Source organism: Paractinoplanes ferrugineus (assembly GCF_016862195.1).
Classification (GTDB): domain Bacteria; phylum Actinomycetota; class Actinomycetes; order Mycobacteriales; family Micromonosporaceae; genus Actinoplanes; species Actinoplanes ferrugineus.
Window position 1 is genome coordinate 174,494 of record NZ_BOMM01000014.1, and the last position, 13,222, is coordinate 187,715.

At 68.7% G+C, this 13,222-nt stretch carries 13 protein-coding genes; 4 read left to right on the top strand and 9 right to left on the bottom strand.

Annotated features, from left to right (window positions below):
* Positions 1–118 precede the first annotated feature (118 nt).
* Positions 119–679: a DUF1707 SHOCT-like domain-containing protein gene (locus tag Afe05nite_RS10350; protein WP_203816778.1), complete on the top strand. Its 561-nt coding sequence runs from the start codon at positions 119–121 to the stop codon at positions 677–679.
* Here the strand turns inward: Afe05nite_RS10350 and Afe05nite_RS10355 are convergent.
* The 4 genes from Afe05nite_RS10355 to Afe05nite_RS10370 all read right to left on the bottom strand — a co-directional run bounded on the left by Afe05nite_RS10355 (position 673) and on the right by Afe05nite_RS10370 (position 5,372).
* Entirely contained in the window at positions 673–1,422 is a 750-nt protein-coding gene (locus Afe05nite_RS10355) for a LamG domain-containing protein (RefSeq protein WP_203816779.1), read from the bottom strand. The two genes, Afe05nite_RS10350 and Afe05nite_RS10355, sit on opposite strands and share 7 nt — an antisense overlap.
* Entirely contained in the window at positions 1,422–2,564 is a 1,143-nt protein-coding gene (locus tag Afe05nite_RS10360) for an NHL repeat-containing protein (protein WP_203816780.1), read from the bottom strand. The genes Afe05nite_RS10355 and Afe05nite_RS10360 overlap by 1 nt, the downstream gene beginning before the upstream one ends.
* Positions 2,565–2,712: 148 nt before the next feature.
* Positions 2,713–4,038 carry a M14 family zinc carboxypeptidase gene (locus Afe05nite_RS10365; RefSeq protein ID WP_203816781.1) on the bottom strand — a complete coding sequence of 442 codons (1,326 nt, stop codon included), beginning with the start codon at positions 4,036–4,038 and terminating at the stop codon, positions 2,713–2,715.
* A 98-nt stretch (positions 4,039–4,136) separates the two neighbouring features.
* Positions 4,137–5,372: an MFS transporter gene (locus Afe05nite_RS10370; RefSeq protein WP_239117702.1), complete on the bottom strand. Its 1,236-nt coding sequence runs from the start codon at positions 5,370–5,372 to the stop codon at positions 4,137–4,139.
* Positions 5,373–5,609: 237 nt separating this feature from the next.
* Here Afe05nite_RS10370 and Afe05nite_RS10375 point away from each other — a divergent pair, with 237 nt between their 5' ends.
* Both Afe05nite_RS10375 and Afe05nite_RS10380 read left to right on the top strand, forming a co-directional pair.
* Entirely contained in the window at positions 5,610–5,975 is a 366-nt protein-coding gene (locus Afe05nite_RS10375; protein WP_203816783.1) for a hypothetical protein, read from the top strand.
* Entirely contained in the window at positions 5,972–6,376 is a 405-nt protein-coding gene (locus Afe05nite_RS10380; RefSeq protein WP_203816784.1) for a roadblock/LC7 domain-containing protein, read from the top strand. Before Afe05nite_RS10375 ends, Afe05nite_RS10380 begins: the two co-directional genes overlap by 4 nt.
* On the opposite strand, the gene Afe05nite_RS10385 is transcribed toward Afe05nite_RS10380, so the two are convergent.
* Entirely contained in the window at positions 6,373–7,371 is a 999-nt protein-coding gene (locus Afe05nite_RS10385; RefSeq protein ID WP_239117703.1) for a LacI family DNA-binding transcriptional regulator, read from the bottom strand. The two genes, Afe05nite_RS10380 and Afe05nite_RS10385, sit on opposite strands and share 4 nt — an antisense overlap.
* Before the next feature lie 146 nt (positions 7,372–7,517).
* Here Afe05nite_RS10385 and Afe05nite_RS10390 point away from each other — a divergent pair, with 146 nt between their 5' ends.
* Positions 7,518–7,748: a hypothetical protein gene (locus Afe05nite_RS10390; protein ID WP_203816786.1), complete on the top strand. Its 231-nt coding sequence runs from the start codon at positions 7,518–7,520 to the stop codon at positions 7,746–7,748.
* A 144-nt stretch (positions 7,749–7,892) separates the two neighbouring features.
* Here the strand turns inward: Afe05nite_RS10390 and Afe05nite_RS10395 are convergent, their stop codons facing one another.
* The 4 genes from Afe05nite_RS10395 to Afe05nite_RS10410 all read right to left on the bottom strand — a co-directional run bounded on the left by Afe05nite_RS10395 (position 7,893) and on the right by Afe05nite_RS10410 (position 13,120).
* On the bottom strand, positions 7,893–8,669 hold the full coding sequence (locus Afe05nite_RS10395) for an ATP-binding cassette domain-containing protein (RefSeq protein WP_203816787.1): 777 nt from the start codon (positions 8,667–8,669) through the stop codon (positions 7,893–7,895).
* A complete protein-coding gene (locus tag Afe05nite_RS10400) occupies positions 8,666–9,685 on the bottom strand; it encodes an ABC transporter permease (RefSeq protein ID WP_203816788.1) in 1,020 nt (339 codons plus the stop codon). The genes Afe05nite_RS10395 and Afe05nite_RS10400 overlap by 4 nt, the downstream gene beginning before the upstream one ends.
* A 4-nt stretch (positions 9,686–9,689) precedes the next feature.
* Complete coding sequence (locus tag Afe05nite_RS10405; RefSeq protein ID WP_203816789.1) at positions 9,690–10,724, bottom strand: sugar ABC transporter substrate-binding protein; 1,035 nt, start codon at positions 10,722–10,724, stop codon at positions 9,690–9,692.
* 164 nt (positions 10,725–10,888) lie between these two features.
* On the bottom strand, positions 10,889–13,120 hold the full coding sequence (locus tag Afe05nite_RS10410; protein ID WP_203816790.1) for a discoidin domain-containing protein: 2,232 nt from the start codon (positions 13,118–13,120) through the stop codon (positions 10,889–10,891).
* Positions 13,121–13,222: the final 102 nt, after the last annotated feature.

A 13,222-nucleotide genomic window follows, 5' to 3' on the forward strand; every position in this document is an offset into this window, starting at 1 on the left:
AACCGGCGAGCGGGACAAGAGCCACCCCACTACGAGGGTGGTCGCGGACGAACGACGGGACAGCGCGTCCGTCCTGATCGGACTGATAATCGAGCGTGGACGGGCTAGTGTCGGCGCCGTGAGCACACCCGTACCCCTGCCGCCGTCCGACGATGAGCGTGAGCGGGCCGCTGAGCTGTTGCAACGGGCCTGCGGTGACGGCCGCCTGACCCTCGAGGAGTTCAGCGTGCGGGTGGGTGCCGTCTGGGCGGCCAACTCGGGGCAGGAACTCGAGCTGGCCACGTCGGGCCTGGCGATCACGCCGATCGTCGGGTCGGCGCAGACGATCGACAGCGTCACCACGATCTTCAGTGAGAGCAAGCGGCGCGGGCGGTGGCGGCTGCGGTCGTCCCGGCTGTGGTTGCGCACGTTCTTCGGGCAGACCACGCTCGATCTGCGGGAGGTGCTGACCAGCGAACCGACCATCGAGATCGGCGGGCTGTGCCTGTTCGGGCAGGTGACGGTCATCGTGCCGGAGGGCGTCGAGGTCGACCTGTCCGGCGCGGTCGTCTTCGCCAACCATGATCTGCGGCTGGCGCCGGTGCCGCGGGTGCCGGGCACGCCGGAGATCCGGGTCGACATCGCCACCTGGTTCGGTCAGGTGCACGTGCGCAGCAAGCGCTCACTGCCGAGTCAGTAGATCCGCACCCACACCTCGTCCATCGTTCCCTGGAACTGGTCGTTGTCGGTGAACGAGCCCTTCCCGCCGACGCTCAACGGGATCCGGTTGATGATCGACAGATCCTCGGGCACCAGCGTGCGGCCCATCCGCCGGCCGTCCACCAGGATGGAGAGCCTCGGCCCGGACCGGCGACACTCCAGCGTGTGCCATCTGCCGTCGGCCACGCCGACCCCGCTCATCGCCACGTGGATCTCCGGCCGTTCGTCGTCGACAAGTACGCAGCTCGGGTGTCCCAGCGCCCCGTCGATCTGCAGCTTGTACTGACTGCCCCGGGCCGAGAAACCCTTCTGCAGCACGTTCTCGCCCTTGGTGGTCTGGTTCGGGGCGAGTTGCACCGAGGCCCCGAAGCGGAGGTCACGCTGACCGGGGTTGAGATCGTCCGAGGTGGGCGCCCGCAGTGCGATCCGCGGGCAGGGCTCGCGCTCACACGGCGCCGGAAACTCCAGGGCACTCCCACCGGCGTGGGTGACGGTCGAGAGCGAACCGCCGTGCCGGGCCACCGGGCTCAGGTCGTGCCCGTTACCGGTGACGTCGGCAAGCGGCGAGGCACCGTCGAAGTCGTACCGGACCACGTCGGGGACGGCACGCGCGCCGGGCTCGGCCGGCGCGCCGGGCTTGTCCCGGACAGGGGTCGCGGCGGCCGACGGCCCGGTGATGCCGGCCACCGCCAGCGCCACCACGAACAGGAGCGCGCGCCTCATCAGCCGAAGGAGGCGAAGCGCCGCTGGGCCTGGCCGCCGATCGTGGTGAAGTCGCCGCCCACCGCGACGGTGCCGCGCTGCCGGTCGATACCGATGGCGCGAACGCCGGTGACGCCGTTGGCCTGGGGTGCCCACCCCGAGAGGCTGCCGTCACCGTTGACCGCCGCCAGCTTGACCCGCGACTCCGAGCCCTGCGTGCAGGCGCCGTGGGCGCCGAGCGAGCTGGTGGTGCAGGCGCGGTCGAAGTGGCCGCCGACATAGGCGGTGCCGTTGAGCACGGCGATGGCCTGGGCGTCACCGTCGAAGAACCGGGTCCATCGGGTACGACCGGTCTTGCTGAACGAGGCCGCCCGGCCACCCTGGCCGCCCATGGCCGCGTACACGCCGCTGTCGTCGGCCGCGATCGAGTAGACCACCGCCGGTGCGGACGGGCGGAACGAGTCGTCGAGATCGCCGGACGAGGCGTCGACGGCGGCGAGCCGAAGCCGCGCCTGTTGGTCACCCGCTTTGTGGAAAGCCCCGCCCAGGTAGACCTTGGCGTCCCGGTAGGCGAGCGAATAGACGGTGTTGTCGGCGGCCGGCGTCCAGCCGTCGTCGAGCTCACCGCTGTCCAGCGAGAAGGCGGCGAGCCGGTCCCGGCGCTGCTGGTCCACCCGGCTGATCGTGCCGGCGAGGTAGAGCCGGCCGTCGCCCACGGCGAGGGCCCGCGGGCTGCCCTCGACGGCGTGCTGGAAGTCGCCGACCGCGCCGGAGCCGGCGTCGATGCGGGCGAGCGAGTCCCGGGCGCGCCCGGAGACCCGGGCGAACTCGCCGGCCGCGTAGACCGACGAGCCGGAGATCGCCAGGGCACGGACGGTGTCGTCGGCCCGGGGCGCCCAGTCACGCAGGGCGCCGGTGCCGGCGTCGAACGCGGCGAGCCGGTCCCGGGAGACGGTACGGCCGTTGACGGTGGTGCTCGTGAAGGAGCCGCCCACGTAGACGGTGTCGCCGCGGTAGGCGATCGCGTACACCGAACCGTTGAACGAGGGCGTCGTCCGGACGGACTGGCCGACCGCCGCGTGGGCAGGCTGCGCGCCGACGCAGGCCGCGAGAGTCACCGCGCCACCGATCGCGACCCGGCGGACATGCTGGGAGATACGCACGACGGGCTAACGCGCGTCCCCCGCTCCAGGATGCGCGGCGTCCTGCCGCCGGAAAACGCGCACCAAGGTCAACTCGGCTCCCCGGGTCGCCGGCGACCGTGACGTGATCTTCGTCGAGTCACGGTCGCCGGCGGCCACGTCGGCTAGCTCATTTGCCGGTGGGAAGCGGTTTCGCCGCCGCGTTGGCCAAGGTCATGAAGGCGGGCAGATTCAAGTTCCAGAACGACGACATGCAGGAGTACGCCGGGAAGAACCCGCCGCAACTGGAGGCGTTCGGACCGACCTCGATCGTGTAACCGGGAACGCCGAGCGTGCCGTAGATCCAGTCGTCGGTGGCGCCCGGGGCGAAGTAGTTCAGGCCGCCGTCGCCGTGCACGACGTCGTACTTGTTGGCCTTGCCCATGGCCGTGGCGATCGCCTTGAGGTCGGTGTTGTTCGGCGCGAGCGAGTTGGTCCACCCGTACGGATAGATGTTGAGCTCGGAGTAGCTGTGCAGGGTGAGGAAGGTACCGGTGGTGGCCGTCGTCGCCGGCGAGAAGTCGGCGGCGGGTTTGGTGTCGCGGTAGATCGAGCTGAGAAGGCCCTGGATGCCCTGGGTCTCCGGTTCACTGGCCGCGCTCGCGCCCGGGTAGGTCTCGCTGCACTTGGTGCCCTGGTTGACGTCCCAGTGGTAGCTGGAGTTGCGGTTGAGGTCGACGCCGAGCCCGGTGCCGGAGCAGCCGTTCGGGTGGGCGTTCTTGCGCTGGGAGACGGGCCGGGTCGAGTTCGACGAGACGATGTCGACGCCGTCCGGGTTGGCGATCGGGATGACCCACAGTTCGGTGGTGTTCATCAACTGGGTCACGGCGGTGTTGGTGCCGTAGTTGCCGACGAGGTAGTCGATCCACTTGTAGGCGAGCTCGCCGGTCGCCAGCTCACGGGCGTGCATCTGGGCCATCAGGGTGAACTTCGGCTTCGTCCCGCTGGTGTTCGACGCGCAGTCACCGGTCGTGATCTTGGTGATGCACAGCGCCTGCAGGTTGTGGCCGCCCTGGTTCTGGGTCTTTCGCCACGACTGACCGATGGTGCGCAGGACGGCCAGGTCGGGGTGGGCGGCGGCGACCGCCTGATTGTGGTTCTCGTGCCCGGCCGCGGTGTGGTAGCCGCCGTAGTAGGTGTCGGCCGCCGCCACGAACGACGCCGCAACCGGCTGGTAGAGCGGTCCGACGTAACGCACTGTCAGCCCCTCGCGCCGCAGCCGCTGGACGTCGGCCGCGCCGGCCAGGATCGGTACGCCGTTGGTCAGCGGCCCTTCCAGCACGTCGTAACCGCGCCGGGCGAGGTCGGCGGGGTCGGCGGTCGGCGATGTGACGTCGTAGTAAGCCAGTTCGGCAGTGCTCGGGGTGGCCGCGGTGGCGGTGCCGGGCGTCGTGAGCCCGAGCAGTACGGCTGCTCCGGCGACGGTCAGCCGCCGGAGACGCGAGAACCTGGTCATCGGTACCTCGATCGTGGGGGCCGGCGTCACCGTGCGCCCGGCCGTTAACAATCCACAATCATCGATTCCGCGGCTCTCGTCACCATCCCAGAAGGGACCTATCTCGATGGCGTCGCCGCCCGATCGCGTCGCCAAGGCAGGAAGACGACGCCGGTCAACAGCAGGCCGGCGAGCACGAGCAGGGCGGTCCGTGCGCTCGTCGCCACGGCCAGCGCGCCCGCCGCCGCGATGAACACCGGTTGGACGACCTTGTTGGTGATCGCCCAGGCCAGCACCACCCGCGACATGTGGGCGTCGTCGGTGGCGTTCATCCGATAGGTCGCGAACGTCGGGCTGAACATCCCGGCGAACAGCACCATCAGGAACTCGGCGGCGGTCAGCATGATCAGGCCGACCAGGTTGCCCGGGGCGAACGGGATCAGAAACATCCACAGGTTGCGCCCGACGCCGCCGAGCAGCAGCACCCGGTGCTCGCCGAGTCGCTCACGCAGCGGCTTGACGAGCATCGAGCCGAGGATGCCGGCCCCGCTGGAGAGGCCGGTGACCAGGCCGAACTGCCAGGCCGCGAGCCCGAGATCGCGCAGCACGAAGACGGTGAGCAGCGGGACGAGAGCCATGACGCAGCCCCCGAAGATCATCGAGTTCCAGAAGAGCGCGGCCAGCCCGCGATGCCGCTGGATGTAGCGCCAACCGGCGGTCAGATCGCGCCGCCAGTGCCGCTCGGGCGTCCGCTGCGGCGGCACCGGCTCCGAGACGCGCAGGCCGCGCAGGGTGAGGGCGGAGACCAGAAAACTGACCGCGTCGAGAACCATCGTGGCGGTCGCACCGAGCCACGAGATCAGCACCCCGCCGAGGGGCGGCCCGGCCGCGTTGGCGGTCCACAGCGTGGTCTCGAACTTTCCGTTGGCCTCGGCCCGGTGCGCCTCGGGCACAAGCGTGCGCAGCTGCGCCACCCCGGCCGAGTCGAACGCGAGCCGAGCCGCCGTCTGCACCACCGCCACGACGCACAGATGCCAGTAGGTCAGCACGTCGAAGACCGCCGCGACCGGCACCGAGACGACGGCGGCGAACCGCAGCAGATCGGACGCCACCATGACCGGCAGCTTGCGGTGGTGCTCGATCCACGGTCCGAGCGGCAGCGCGATGCCGGCACTGACGAGCCCGGCCAGCACGGTCAGAAGTGAGACCTGAAAATCCGAGGCCCCCAGCACGAGTACGGCCACGATCGGCAGGGCCGAATAGCCGAGCGCACTGCCCACTTCACCGGCCGCGAAGGCCGCCCATCGACGCCGGAAGTCGGCCCGCCAGTCGACCTGCTCGGAAGTTGTGGCCACGCCGCGACCTTCGCAGACCCCGGAGACCACGACAAGCACCGACGCCCGGCCACCATGGTTACCGGTCGGTAAGTCCATCCGACAAGCCGATGATCTCTCCGACCGGTCGTCCGACCCCCTCCGGGGTCGATCACCCAGATGATGTCGATCTTCGTCCTGACCTGCACCGATTCCGTATCGGGCAGGGCTGCGACCAACTCCGTCGGTGGCATCGTTGCCATCTACCAAGGAGGACATGTGGCGAACATCGAGACTTCCCTCAAGGAAGCCATGACGATTGACGGCGCCATCGGCGTCGCGCTCGTCGACTACACCAGCGGGCTGACGCTCGGCACGCTCGGCGGCGGCACGACGATGGACATGAACATCGCGGCGGCCGGCAACACCGACGTCGTCCGGGCCAAGCTGCGCACGCTCGAGATGCTCGGCTTCAGCGACGGCATCGAGGACATCCTGATCACCCTCGACTCGCAATATCACCTGATCCGGCTGCTCGCCGGCAGCCAGGGCCTGTTCCTGTACCTGTCGCTCAGCAAGAGCCGGGCCAACCTGGGACTCGCGCGCCACCAGCTGCGCAAGATCGAGGCCGAGCTCGAGATATGACTTCCGGCTCCGACCCCTACCAGTCGGTCCGCGACGAGTTGGCCGCCCTACGACAACAGCTGACCGGGGTACGCGGCTGCGTCATCGCCGGCGTCGACGGTCTGCTGATCCTGCACGACTCGATAACCGGCTTCGAACCGCACGACGTCGCGGCCCTGTCCGCCGGCGCCTACGGCATCAGCCGCACCACCGGTTCGGTCCTCGGGCAGGGCGCGTTCAGCGAGGTGACGATCCGCAGCAAGGACGGCTACCTGGCGGTCTACGCGGTCGGCGAGCTGGCCCTGCTGGCGGTGATCGGCGACAGCGGCTCGAACATCGCCCGCCTGCACCTGGAGGCCCGCCCGGTGACCCAGCGGCTGGCCGAGAAACTGGCCATCGAAACCTCGCACCCCTTCGGTTAGCGGGCTCGCGAGGAGGCCCGGGCGACCAGCTCGGGAGTGAAGAACAGCTGCTGGTGCTCGTGCGTGGGGTTGGTGGCCTCGTCGAGCACCAGCTGGGCGGCGGCCCGGCCGAGCTCCTGCCGGGGCTGCCGCACCGACGTCAGCGGGACGGCGGCCGCGGCCGCGAACTCGATGTCGTCGAAGCCGACGATGGCCAGCTCCTCGGGCACCCGCAGACCGGCGCCGATGCCCTGCTGGAGCAGGCCGAGGGCGAGCAGGTCGTTGGCACAGAACGCGGCCGTCGGGCGGCGGCGGGCCGGGAGGCCGGCCAGTCGCTCGCCGGCCGACCGTCCTTCCGCGACAGTCATCGCCGCGGTCGGCAGGTAGACCAGGTGGTCGGCGGGCCGGCCGAGCTCGGCCCAGACCGCCCGGGCGCCCTGGAGCCGCTCACGCACCTGACCGAGCGAGTCGGGCCCGCCGATGAACGCGACCCGCTGATGGCCCTGCTCGGCCAGGTGCTCGACGGCGACCCGGCCACCGTGCACATCGTCGACCGCGACCGAGCAGCAGCTCCCGTCGGCCCGGCGGCGGTCGACGATCACCAACGGCACGCCACGGCGGGTCAGCGCGCGCAGGTGCGGCGCCTCGGGGTCGACCGGAGTGATCAGGATGCCCTGGACGCGCTGCTGGAGCAGACGGTCGAGGTGGGTCTCCTCGCGATCGGCGCGGCTGTTGCTGTTGCAGATGAACAGCGACAGATCGGCGTCCTCGGCCGCGAGCTCGATGCCGTGCGCCACGTCGTGGAAGAACGGGTTGCTGCCGTCGAGCATCACGTAGGCGAGGGTGCGGCTGGTGCCCGCGCGCAACTGCCGGGCCGACTCGTTGCGGACGAAACCCAGCTCGGACATGGCCCGCTCGACCCGCTCCCGGGTGCGGGCGCTGACCACCGCGGGCCTGTTCATCACGTTGGAGACGGTGCCGAGCGAGACGCCGGCGGCCGCGGCCACGTCCTTCACGGACGGCGTCCTGCCGTTCAGCACTGTGCGGACCTCCCGCAGAGACGTGGAAGCAGGACTTTACGGTATCCGGCCGCGCGTAAACCCTAAGCCGCCCGTCCCCGCAACCGATCCTTGCGGCCGTCCCCGACAACGAGGAGCGCCCGATGGACCAGGTGTTGGACCATACCTACGCCGTGACCAGCAACCTGTTCGGGCCGGAGTCCGGCATCCCCTGGTGGGCATGGACATTCATCCTTCTCGGCATCTTCTGGAAGGTCCTGATCCCCGAACAGAAGACCGCCCAGCAGCGCAGCGCCGAACGAGACGAACAAATGCTCGCCGAACTCTTCGCCGGCGACGGCGGAACCGGCAAGAAGGCCAAAAAGAAGAAGTAACAACGAAACGGCCCCGCTCCCCACGGGGCCGTTTCGCTGTTCTCTCGCGCGTTTGCGCCGTCTTGGTTGTTATGGGCGATTCGTAACGGGCGGCCTCTGGGGAGAGGTGGTTGCCGCCCCGGGGAGGAACGGCAACCGGCGACGTCAGGCGGCTGGTTCGGGTGGCGGGTCGGCGGCGCCGGTCATGATGGCCACGGCGTCGGACATGGAATGGGATTTCGGGGTTATGACGGTCGCCCGGCGGCCCAGGCGCTGGATGTGGATGCGGTCGGCCACTTCGAAGACGTGGGGCATGTTGTGGCTGATCAGGATCACCGGGAGACCTCGATCGCGGACGTCGCGGATCAGCTGGAGGACTCGGTTGCCCTCCTTGACGCCCAGGGCCGCGGTGGGCTCGTCCAGGATCACGACTTTGCTGCCGAAGGCGGCGGACCGGGCGACGGCGACGGCTTGGCGTTGGCCGCCGGAAAGGGACTCGACGGCCTGCCCGATGTTCTGCAGGGTGGCGACGCCCAGTTCGCTCATGTGGCGCTTGGCCTCGTCGCGCATGTGCGAGCGGTCGAGCATCCGGAAGACGGAGCCCAGCACACCGGGTTTGCGCTGTTCCCGGCCCAGGAACAGGTTGTCGGCGATGTCGAGGCCGGGGGCGACGGCCAGGGTCTGGTAGACGGTTTCGATGCCGGCGGCGCGCGCGTCCATCGGCGTACGGAAATGGACTGGTTTTCCGTCCAGGAGGATGTCGCCGCTGTCCGGGATGAGTGCCCCCGACAGGGCTTTGATCAGGCTGGACTTGCCGGCGCCGTTGTCGCCGATGACGGCGAGGATCTCGCCCGGGTAGAGGGACAGGTCGCTGCCGTCGATCGCGACGACGCGGCCGTAGCGCTTGGTGAGCCCGCGGGCTTCGAGTACGGGTGCCGTCACGTCTTCACCTTCCTGATCCACTGGTCGAGGGAGACCGCGATGAGGACCAGCAGGCCGATCGCGAAGCCCTGCCAGACGACTTCCACGCCGGCCAGTTGGAGGCCGTTGCGGAAGAAGCCGACGATCAGGGCACCGATAAGCGTGCCGAGCACGCTGCCCCGGCCGCCGAAAAGGCTGGTGCCGCCGAGCACGACGGCGGTGATCGAGTCGAGGTTGTACTCGGTGCCGACGTTGGGGCTGGCCGAGGCGAGCCGGCCGATCAGGATCCAGCCGCCGACCGCGTAGAGCAGGCCGGCCACGGTGTAGACGGAGAACAGCACCCGGCTGGTCTGGATGCCGGCGAGCCGGGCCGCTTCGGCGTCGTCACCGGTCGCGTAGACGTGTTTGCCCCAGGCGGTGCGGGACAGGGCGTAGAAGAAGTAGGCGAACAGCAGCAGCATGATGATCGAGCCGTAGGTGAGGCGGAAGTTCCCGATCGGGATCGACTCGCCGGTCCACGTCATGATGCCGGGCATGTCCGAGCCGCGTACCGTCTCGCTGCCGCTGACCACCGAGTTCAGTGAGAAGAAGATGGTCAGGGTGCCCAGCGTGACGATGAACGGCGGGAGTTTGATCCGGGTCACCAGGAACCCGTTGATCGCGCCCATCAGGGTGCCGAATCCGAGTCCCAGCACCAGGGCGAGAACGCCGGGCAGGCCGGCGCGGGTGCAGAAGGTCGCGGCCAGGATCGAGGAGAAGACGGCGATCGCGCCGGCCGACAGGTCGATGCCGGCGGTCAGAATGATCAACGTCTGCCCCAGGGCGAGTACGGCGATGACCGTGACCTGCTGAAGCACGAGGGACATGTTCGTCGCGGTCAGGAACCGGGCGTTGACGATCGAGAACGCGATGATCGCGACGATCAGTACGGCCAGTGGCCCGAGGACCGGGTTCGAGTGCAGAAGATGTTGTACGCGCAGGCCGAACGAGTCGTGCCGGCGTACGTCGAAGTCGGTAGCGGTGGTGGCTGTGGCCATGTTGTCACCCCCAGCAGTTCTGCTTGCCCCACGCGGAGTCCTTGGCCTCCACGCCGGCCTGCGGGTCGTCGGTGATCAGTTGGGTGCCGGTGTCGAAGAAGTCCTTGCCCGGCGTCACCTGTGGCTTGGTGCCGTTCTTGGCGAACTGCGCGATGGCGTCGACACCGAGTTGGGCCATCTTGAGCGGGAACTGCATCGAGGTGGCGCCGATGACGCCCTTGCCGACGTTGTCCACGCCGGGGCAGCCGCCGTCGATCGAGACGATCACGACGTCCTTGTCCCTGCCGGCCGACTTGAGGGCCTGGTAGGCGCCGGCCGCGGCGGGTTCGTTGATGGTGTAGACCAGGTTGATCGACGGGTCCTTCTGGAGCAGGTTCTCCATCGCGGTGCGTCCGCCGTCCTCGGCGCCGTCGGTGACGTCGTGCCCGACGATCCGCGGGTCGTTCTCGTCGCCGATCTTGTCGGGGTCGCCGACCGAGATCCCGAAGCCGTCGAGGAATCCCTGGTCCCGTTTGACGTCGACGGATACCTGGTTGGCGTTGAGGTCCAGCATGGCGATCTTCGCCGACTTGCCGTCCTTCTCGAACTTGGCCTTCGCCCATTGCCCGATGAGCTTGCCGGCCTGGTAGTTGTCGGTGGCGAAGGTGGCGTCCGCGGCGTTCGGCGGGTCGACCGGGGTGTCGAGGGCGATCACCAGCATTTTCTGCTCGTGGGCTTGGTCAAGTGCCGGGACGATGGCCTTCGAGTCGTTGGGGGTGATCAGGAAACCTTTGGCGCCGAACGACATCAGGTTCTCGATGGCCTGCACCTGGGCCTCGTTGTCGCCGTCCTGTTTGCCGGCGAAGCTCTGCAACTCCACGCCCTGGGCCTTCGCCTCGCCCTGGGCGCCCTTTCTCATCTGCACGAAGAACGGGTTGGTGTCGGTCTTGGTGATCAGCCCGACGACGTCCTGCCCGGACCCTCGGTTGCAGGCCGCGGCCCCGCTCAGGGCCAGCACCAGCACCGACAGGACCGAGATTGATTTGGTGGGATCCCGCATGCCTCCTCCAAATCGATTGAGCAACATCGCTGCCTATGCAGTACACGGCCGAGTTGACCACATGTCAACGGTGTGTTGCGATCGCGTTGCGCTACGTAAAACCGCGCGGGACCGGGGTCATCACGACCCCGATCCCGCGCGGCTGCGGTGAGCTAGCTATTCGGTCACGGGAAATTCGTGACGGTACGGGGAACCACCGCGTCCGCCGTGGCCGCGTCGCCGATGTTGTTGACGACGTGGTCGATCGTGCCGGAGGCCAGCGAGATGGTGAAGATGTTGTGCAGCTTCACCCCGCCGTTGGCCGGTGCCTGGAACCCGTTCGCCGAGTGCACGGCCGGGTTGTTCTGGAAGAACGCGTAGCTGCCCATGCCCCACGCCTCGTGGCTGGTCACGCTGTCGGCGACCTTGTAGGCCGGGTAGCCGGTGCCGTCACCGCGCCAGGCGGCGTTCGACGGCGGGTCGTACGGCTGCTCGTTCTGCAGGAAGTACGTCCGTCCGCCGTTGCCGTTCCAGAGCACCTCGGTCTTCTGGTAGTGCTCGACGAACAGGCCGTACGCGGTGACATTCTGACCGTTCACGATCAGGCCGCTGTCCGCCGTGTTGACCGTCCAGCCGTAGGTGCCGGCGTTGCCGTGGTCGGCACGCCACGCCCAGATGTGGTCGATGATCACGTTGTTGCTGTTGACCAGCAGGCTGTTGGTGGCCTTGCCGGCGATGTAGCCACCGATCCGGAAGAAGACGTCCTGCACGGTGGTGGGGTTGCCGGCGTGGTTGGCGGATGAGCCGTTCGGTCCGAGCACCAGCAGGTTCGGCGAGTTGGTGGTGCCCGCGTCGAAGAGGACGCCGGCGATCTTCACCCCGTCGACGTCGGCCACCTGCATCGCGGTGACGCCGTTGTCCGGGATGATCGTCGCGTAACCGAGGCCGAGCACGACGGTGTTGGCCCGGGTCACGTTGATCGTCTGCTGCACGTGGTAGATCCCAGGGGTGAAGATCAGGTTCAGGCCCTGGGCGAGCGCCTGGTTGATCGTCGCGGCCGAGTCACCCGGCTTGGCCACATAGAACTGGCTCAGCGGCAGCGAGGTGCCCGGCGTGTTGCCGTTCACCCACGACGCGCCGGAGGCGTTGGTCTGCAGGTTGGGGACGAAGACGGCGTAGCTGCCGCCGGTCTGGTAGAGGTAGGGCTTCTCCCGGATCACCGGCGCCGACCCGATGGTGGTGTACGGCGGGTTCGGGAAGCTGGTCGCCGGAGCGCCCTGCACCCCCACGAACACCTGGTTCCAGACCGCGTTCGAGTTGGACCCGATCTGGCTGTTCCGGGTGAACCATTGCTGCTGCGAGTACTGCCCCTCGACACCGCTGATCCGCGAGTCGGCGATGTAGCCGCCGGACGCCCAGCCGTAGCCGTTGGGGGCCAGGTTGACGCCACCGTGGACGTCCATCCGCCGGAACGGCGCCGCCTGCGAGACGGCCCACCGGTCGTCGCCGGACACCGGGTAGAGCGAGAGGTTCTCCACCGACCGCCAGAAGTTCTGCGTCGCGTTGCCCTGGAACCAGCCGGCGTCGACGGTGATGTCACCGTTGATCCGAGTGTCCTGCGGGTTCTGCCCGAGGCCGACGACCGAGGTGTAGAAGCCGACCTGGATGTTCAGCCCGTTGTAGGTGCCCGGCTTGAACGCCAGGACGTAACGCTGGGTGCCGAACTGGTTGGACTCCTGCTGCTTGAAGATCGTGTCGGCCTGGCTCTGGATCGACGCGCTCGACTGGCTCGGGTCGAAGACGATCACATTGGCGCCGAGTGAGCCGCCCGCGGGGACGGTCGGTCCGGTCGGCGGCGTGGTCGTGGGGGTCGCCGGCGGGGTGGTGGGTGTGGTCGTGCCGCCGCCGTAAACCTTGAACTCCCAGAGCGAGTAGCCGTAACCGGTGGTCCGCTGGGTGCCGTACATCCGGACGTAGCGCCCGGTGCCGCTCACTGACAGCGACTGGTTCCCACCTGTCGACGTGGTGGTGGAGTAGATCGAGGTCCAGGTGGACGCGTTGGCCGACACCTGGATCTGGAACGCCTTGGCCGCCGCAGTCTCCCAGTTCAGCTCGACCCGGCTGATCGACTGGGAGCTGCCGAGGTCGACCTGCAGCCACTGCGGGTCGGCGAACGCCGACGCCCAGCGGGTGCCGGTGTTGCCGTCGACAGCTTCGGAGGCGAGGTAGGCCCCGGCCGCTTCGGTCGACGACGCGGTGGCCGGCTTGCCTTGGGAAAGGAGGGTTTCCGCGGCACTGGCGCCGACGGTGGTGAACGCGGCGTACCCGGCGACGACGGCGGCGACGAGGCCACCGACCGCTCCGAGGCGCCAGGGGGAGCGTCTCCGCGGGGGTGCGGAGCTAACGGGGATGGTCATTGCTTCTCCTAGGGCGGGGACTTGCAAGGGGGACTGCTTGCACCCTCGGGGAGGCGGAACTCTCCACACATACGGGGAGAGCGCTCCCCCGCCATCGAAGTT

Excerpts from the sequence above, each read along its gene's own strand:
- Afe05nite_RS10355 (WP_203816779.1), bottom strand. The coding sequence starts at position 1,422 with ATGAGGCGCGCGCTCCTGTTCGTGGTGGCGCTGGCGGTGGCCGGCATC.
- Afe05nite_RS10365 (WP_203816781.1), bottom strand. The coding sequence starts at position 4,038 with ATGACCAGGTTCTCGCGTCTCCGGCGGCTGACCGTCGCCGGAGCAGCC.
- Afe05nite_RS10380 (WP_203816784.1), top strand. The coding sequence starts at position 5,972 with ATGACTTCCGGCTCCGACCCCTACCAGTCGGTCCGCGACGAGTTGGCC.
- Afe05nite_RS10390 (WP_203816786.1), top strand. The coding sequence starts at position 7,518 with ATGGACCAGGTGTTGGACCATACCTACGCCGTGACCAGCAACCTGTTC.
- Afe05nite_RS10400 (WP_203816788.1), bottom strand. The coding sequence starts at position 9,685 with ATGGCCACAGCCACCACCGCTACCGACTTCGACGTACGCCGGCACGAC.
- Afe05nite_RS10405 (WP_203816789.1), bottom strand. The coding sequence starts at position 10,724 with ATGCGGGATCCCACCAAATCAATCTCGGTCCTGTCGGTGCTGGTGCTG.
- Afe05nite_RS10410 (WP_203816790.1), bottom strand. The coding sequence starts at position 13,120 with ATGACCATCCCCGTTAGCTCCGCACCCCCGCGGAGACGCTCCCCCTGG.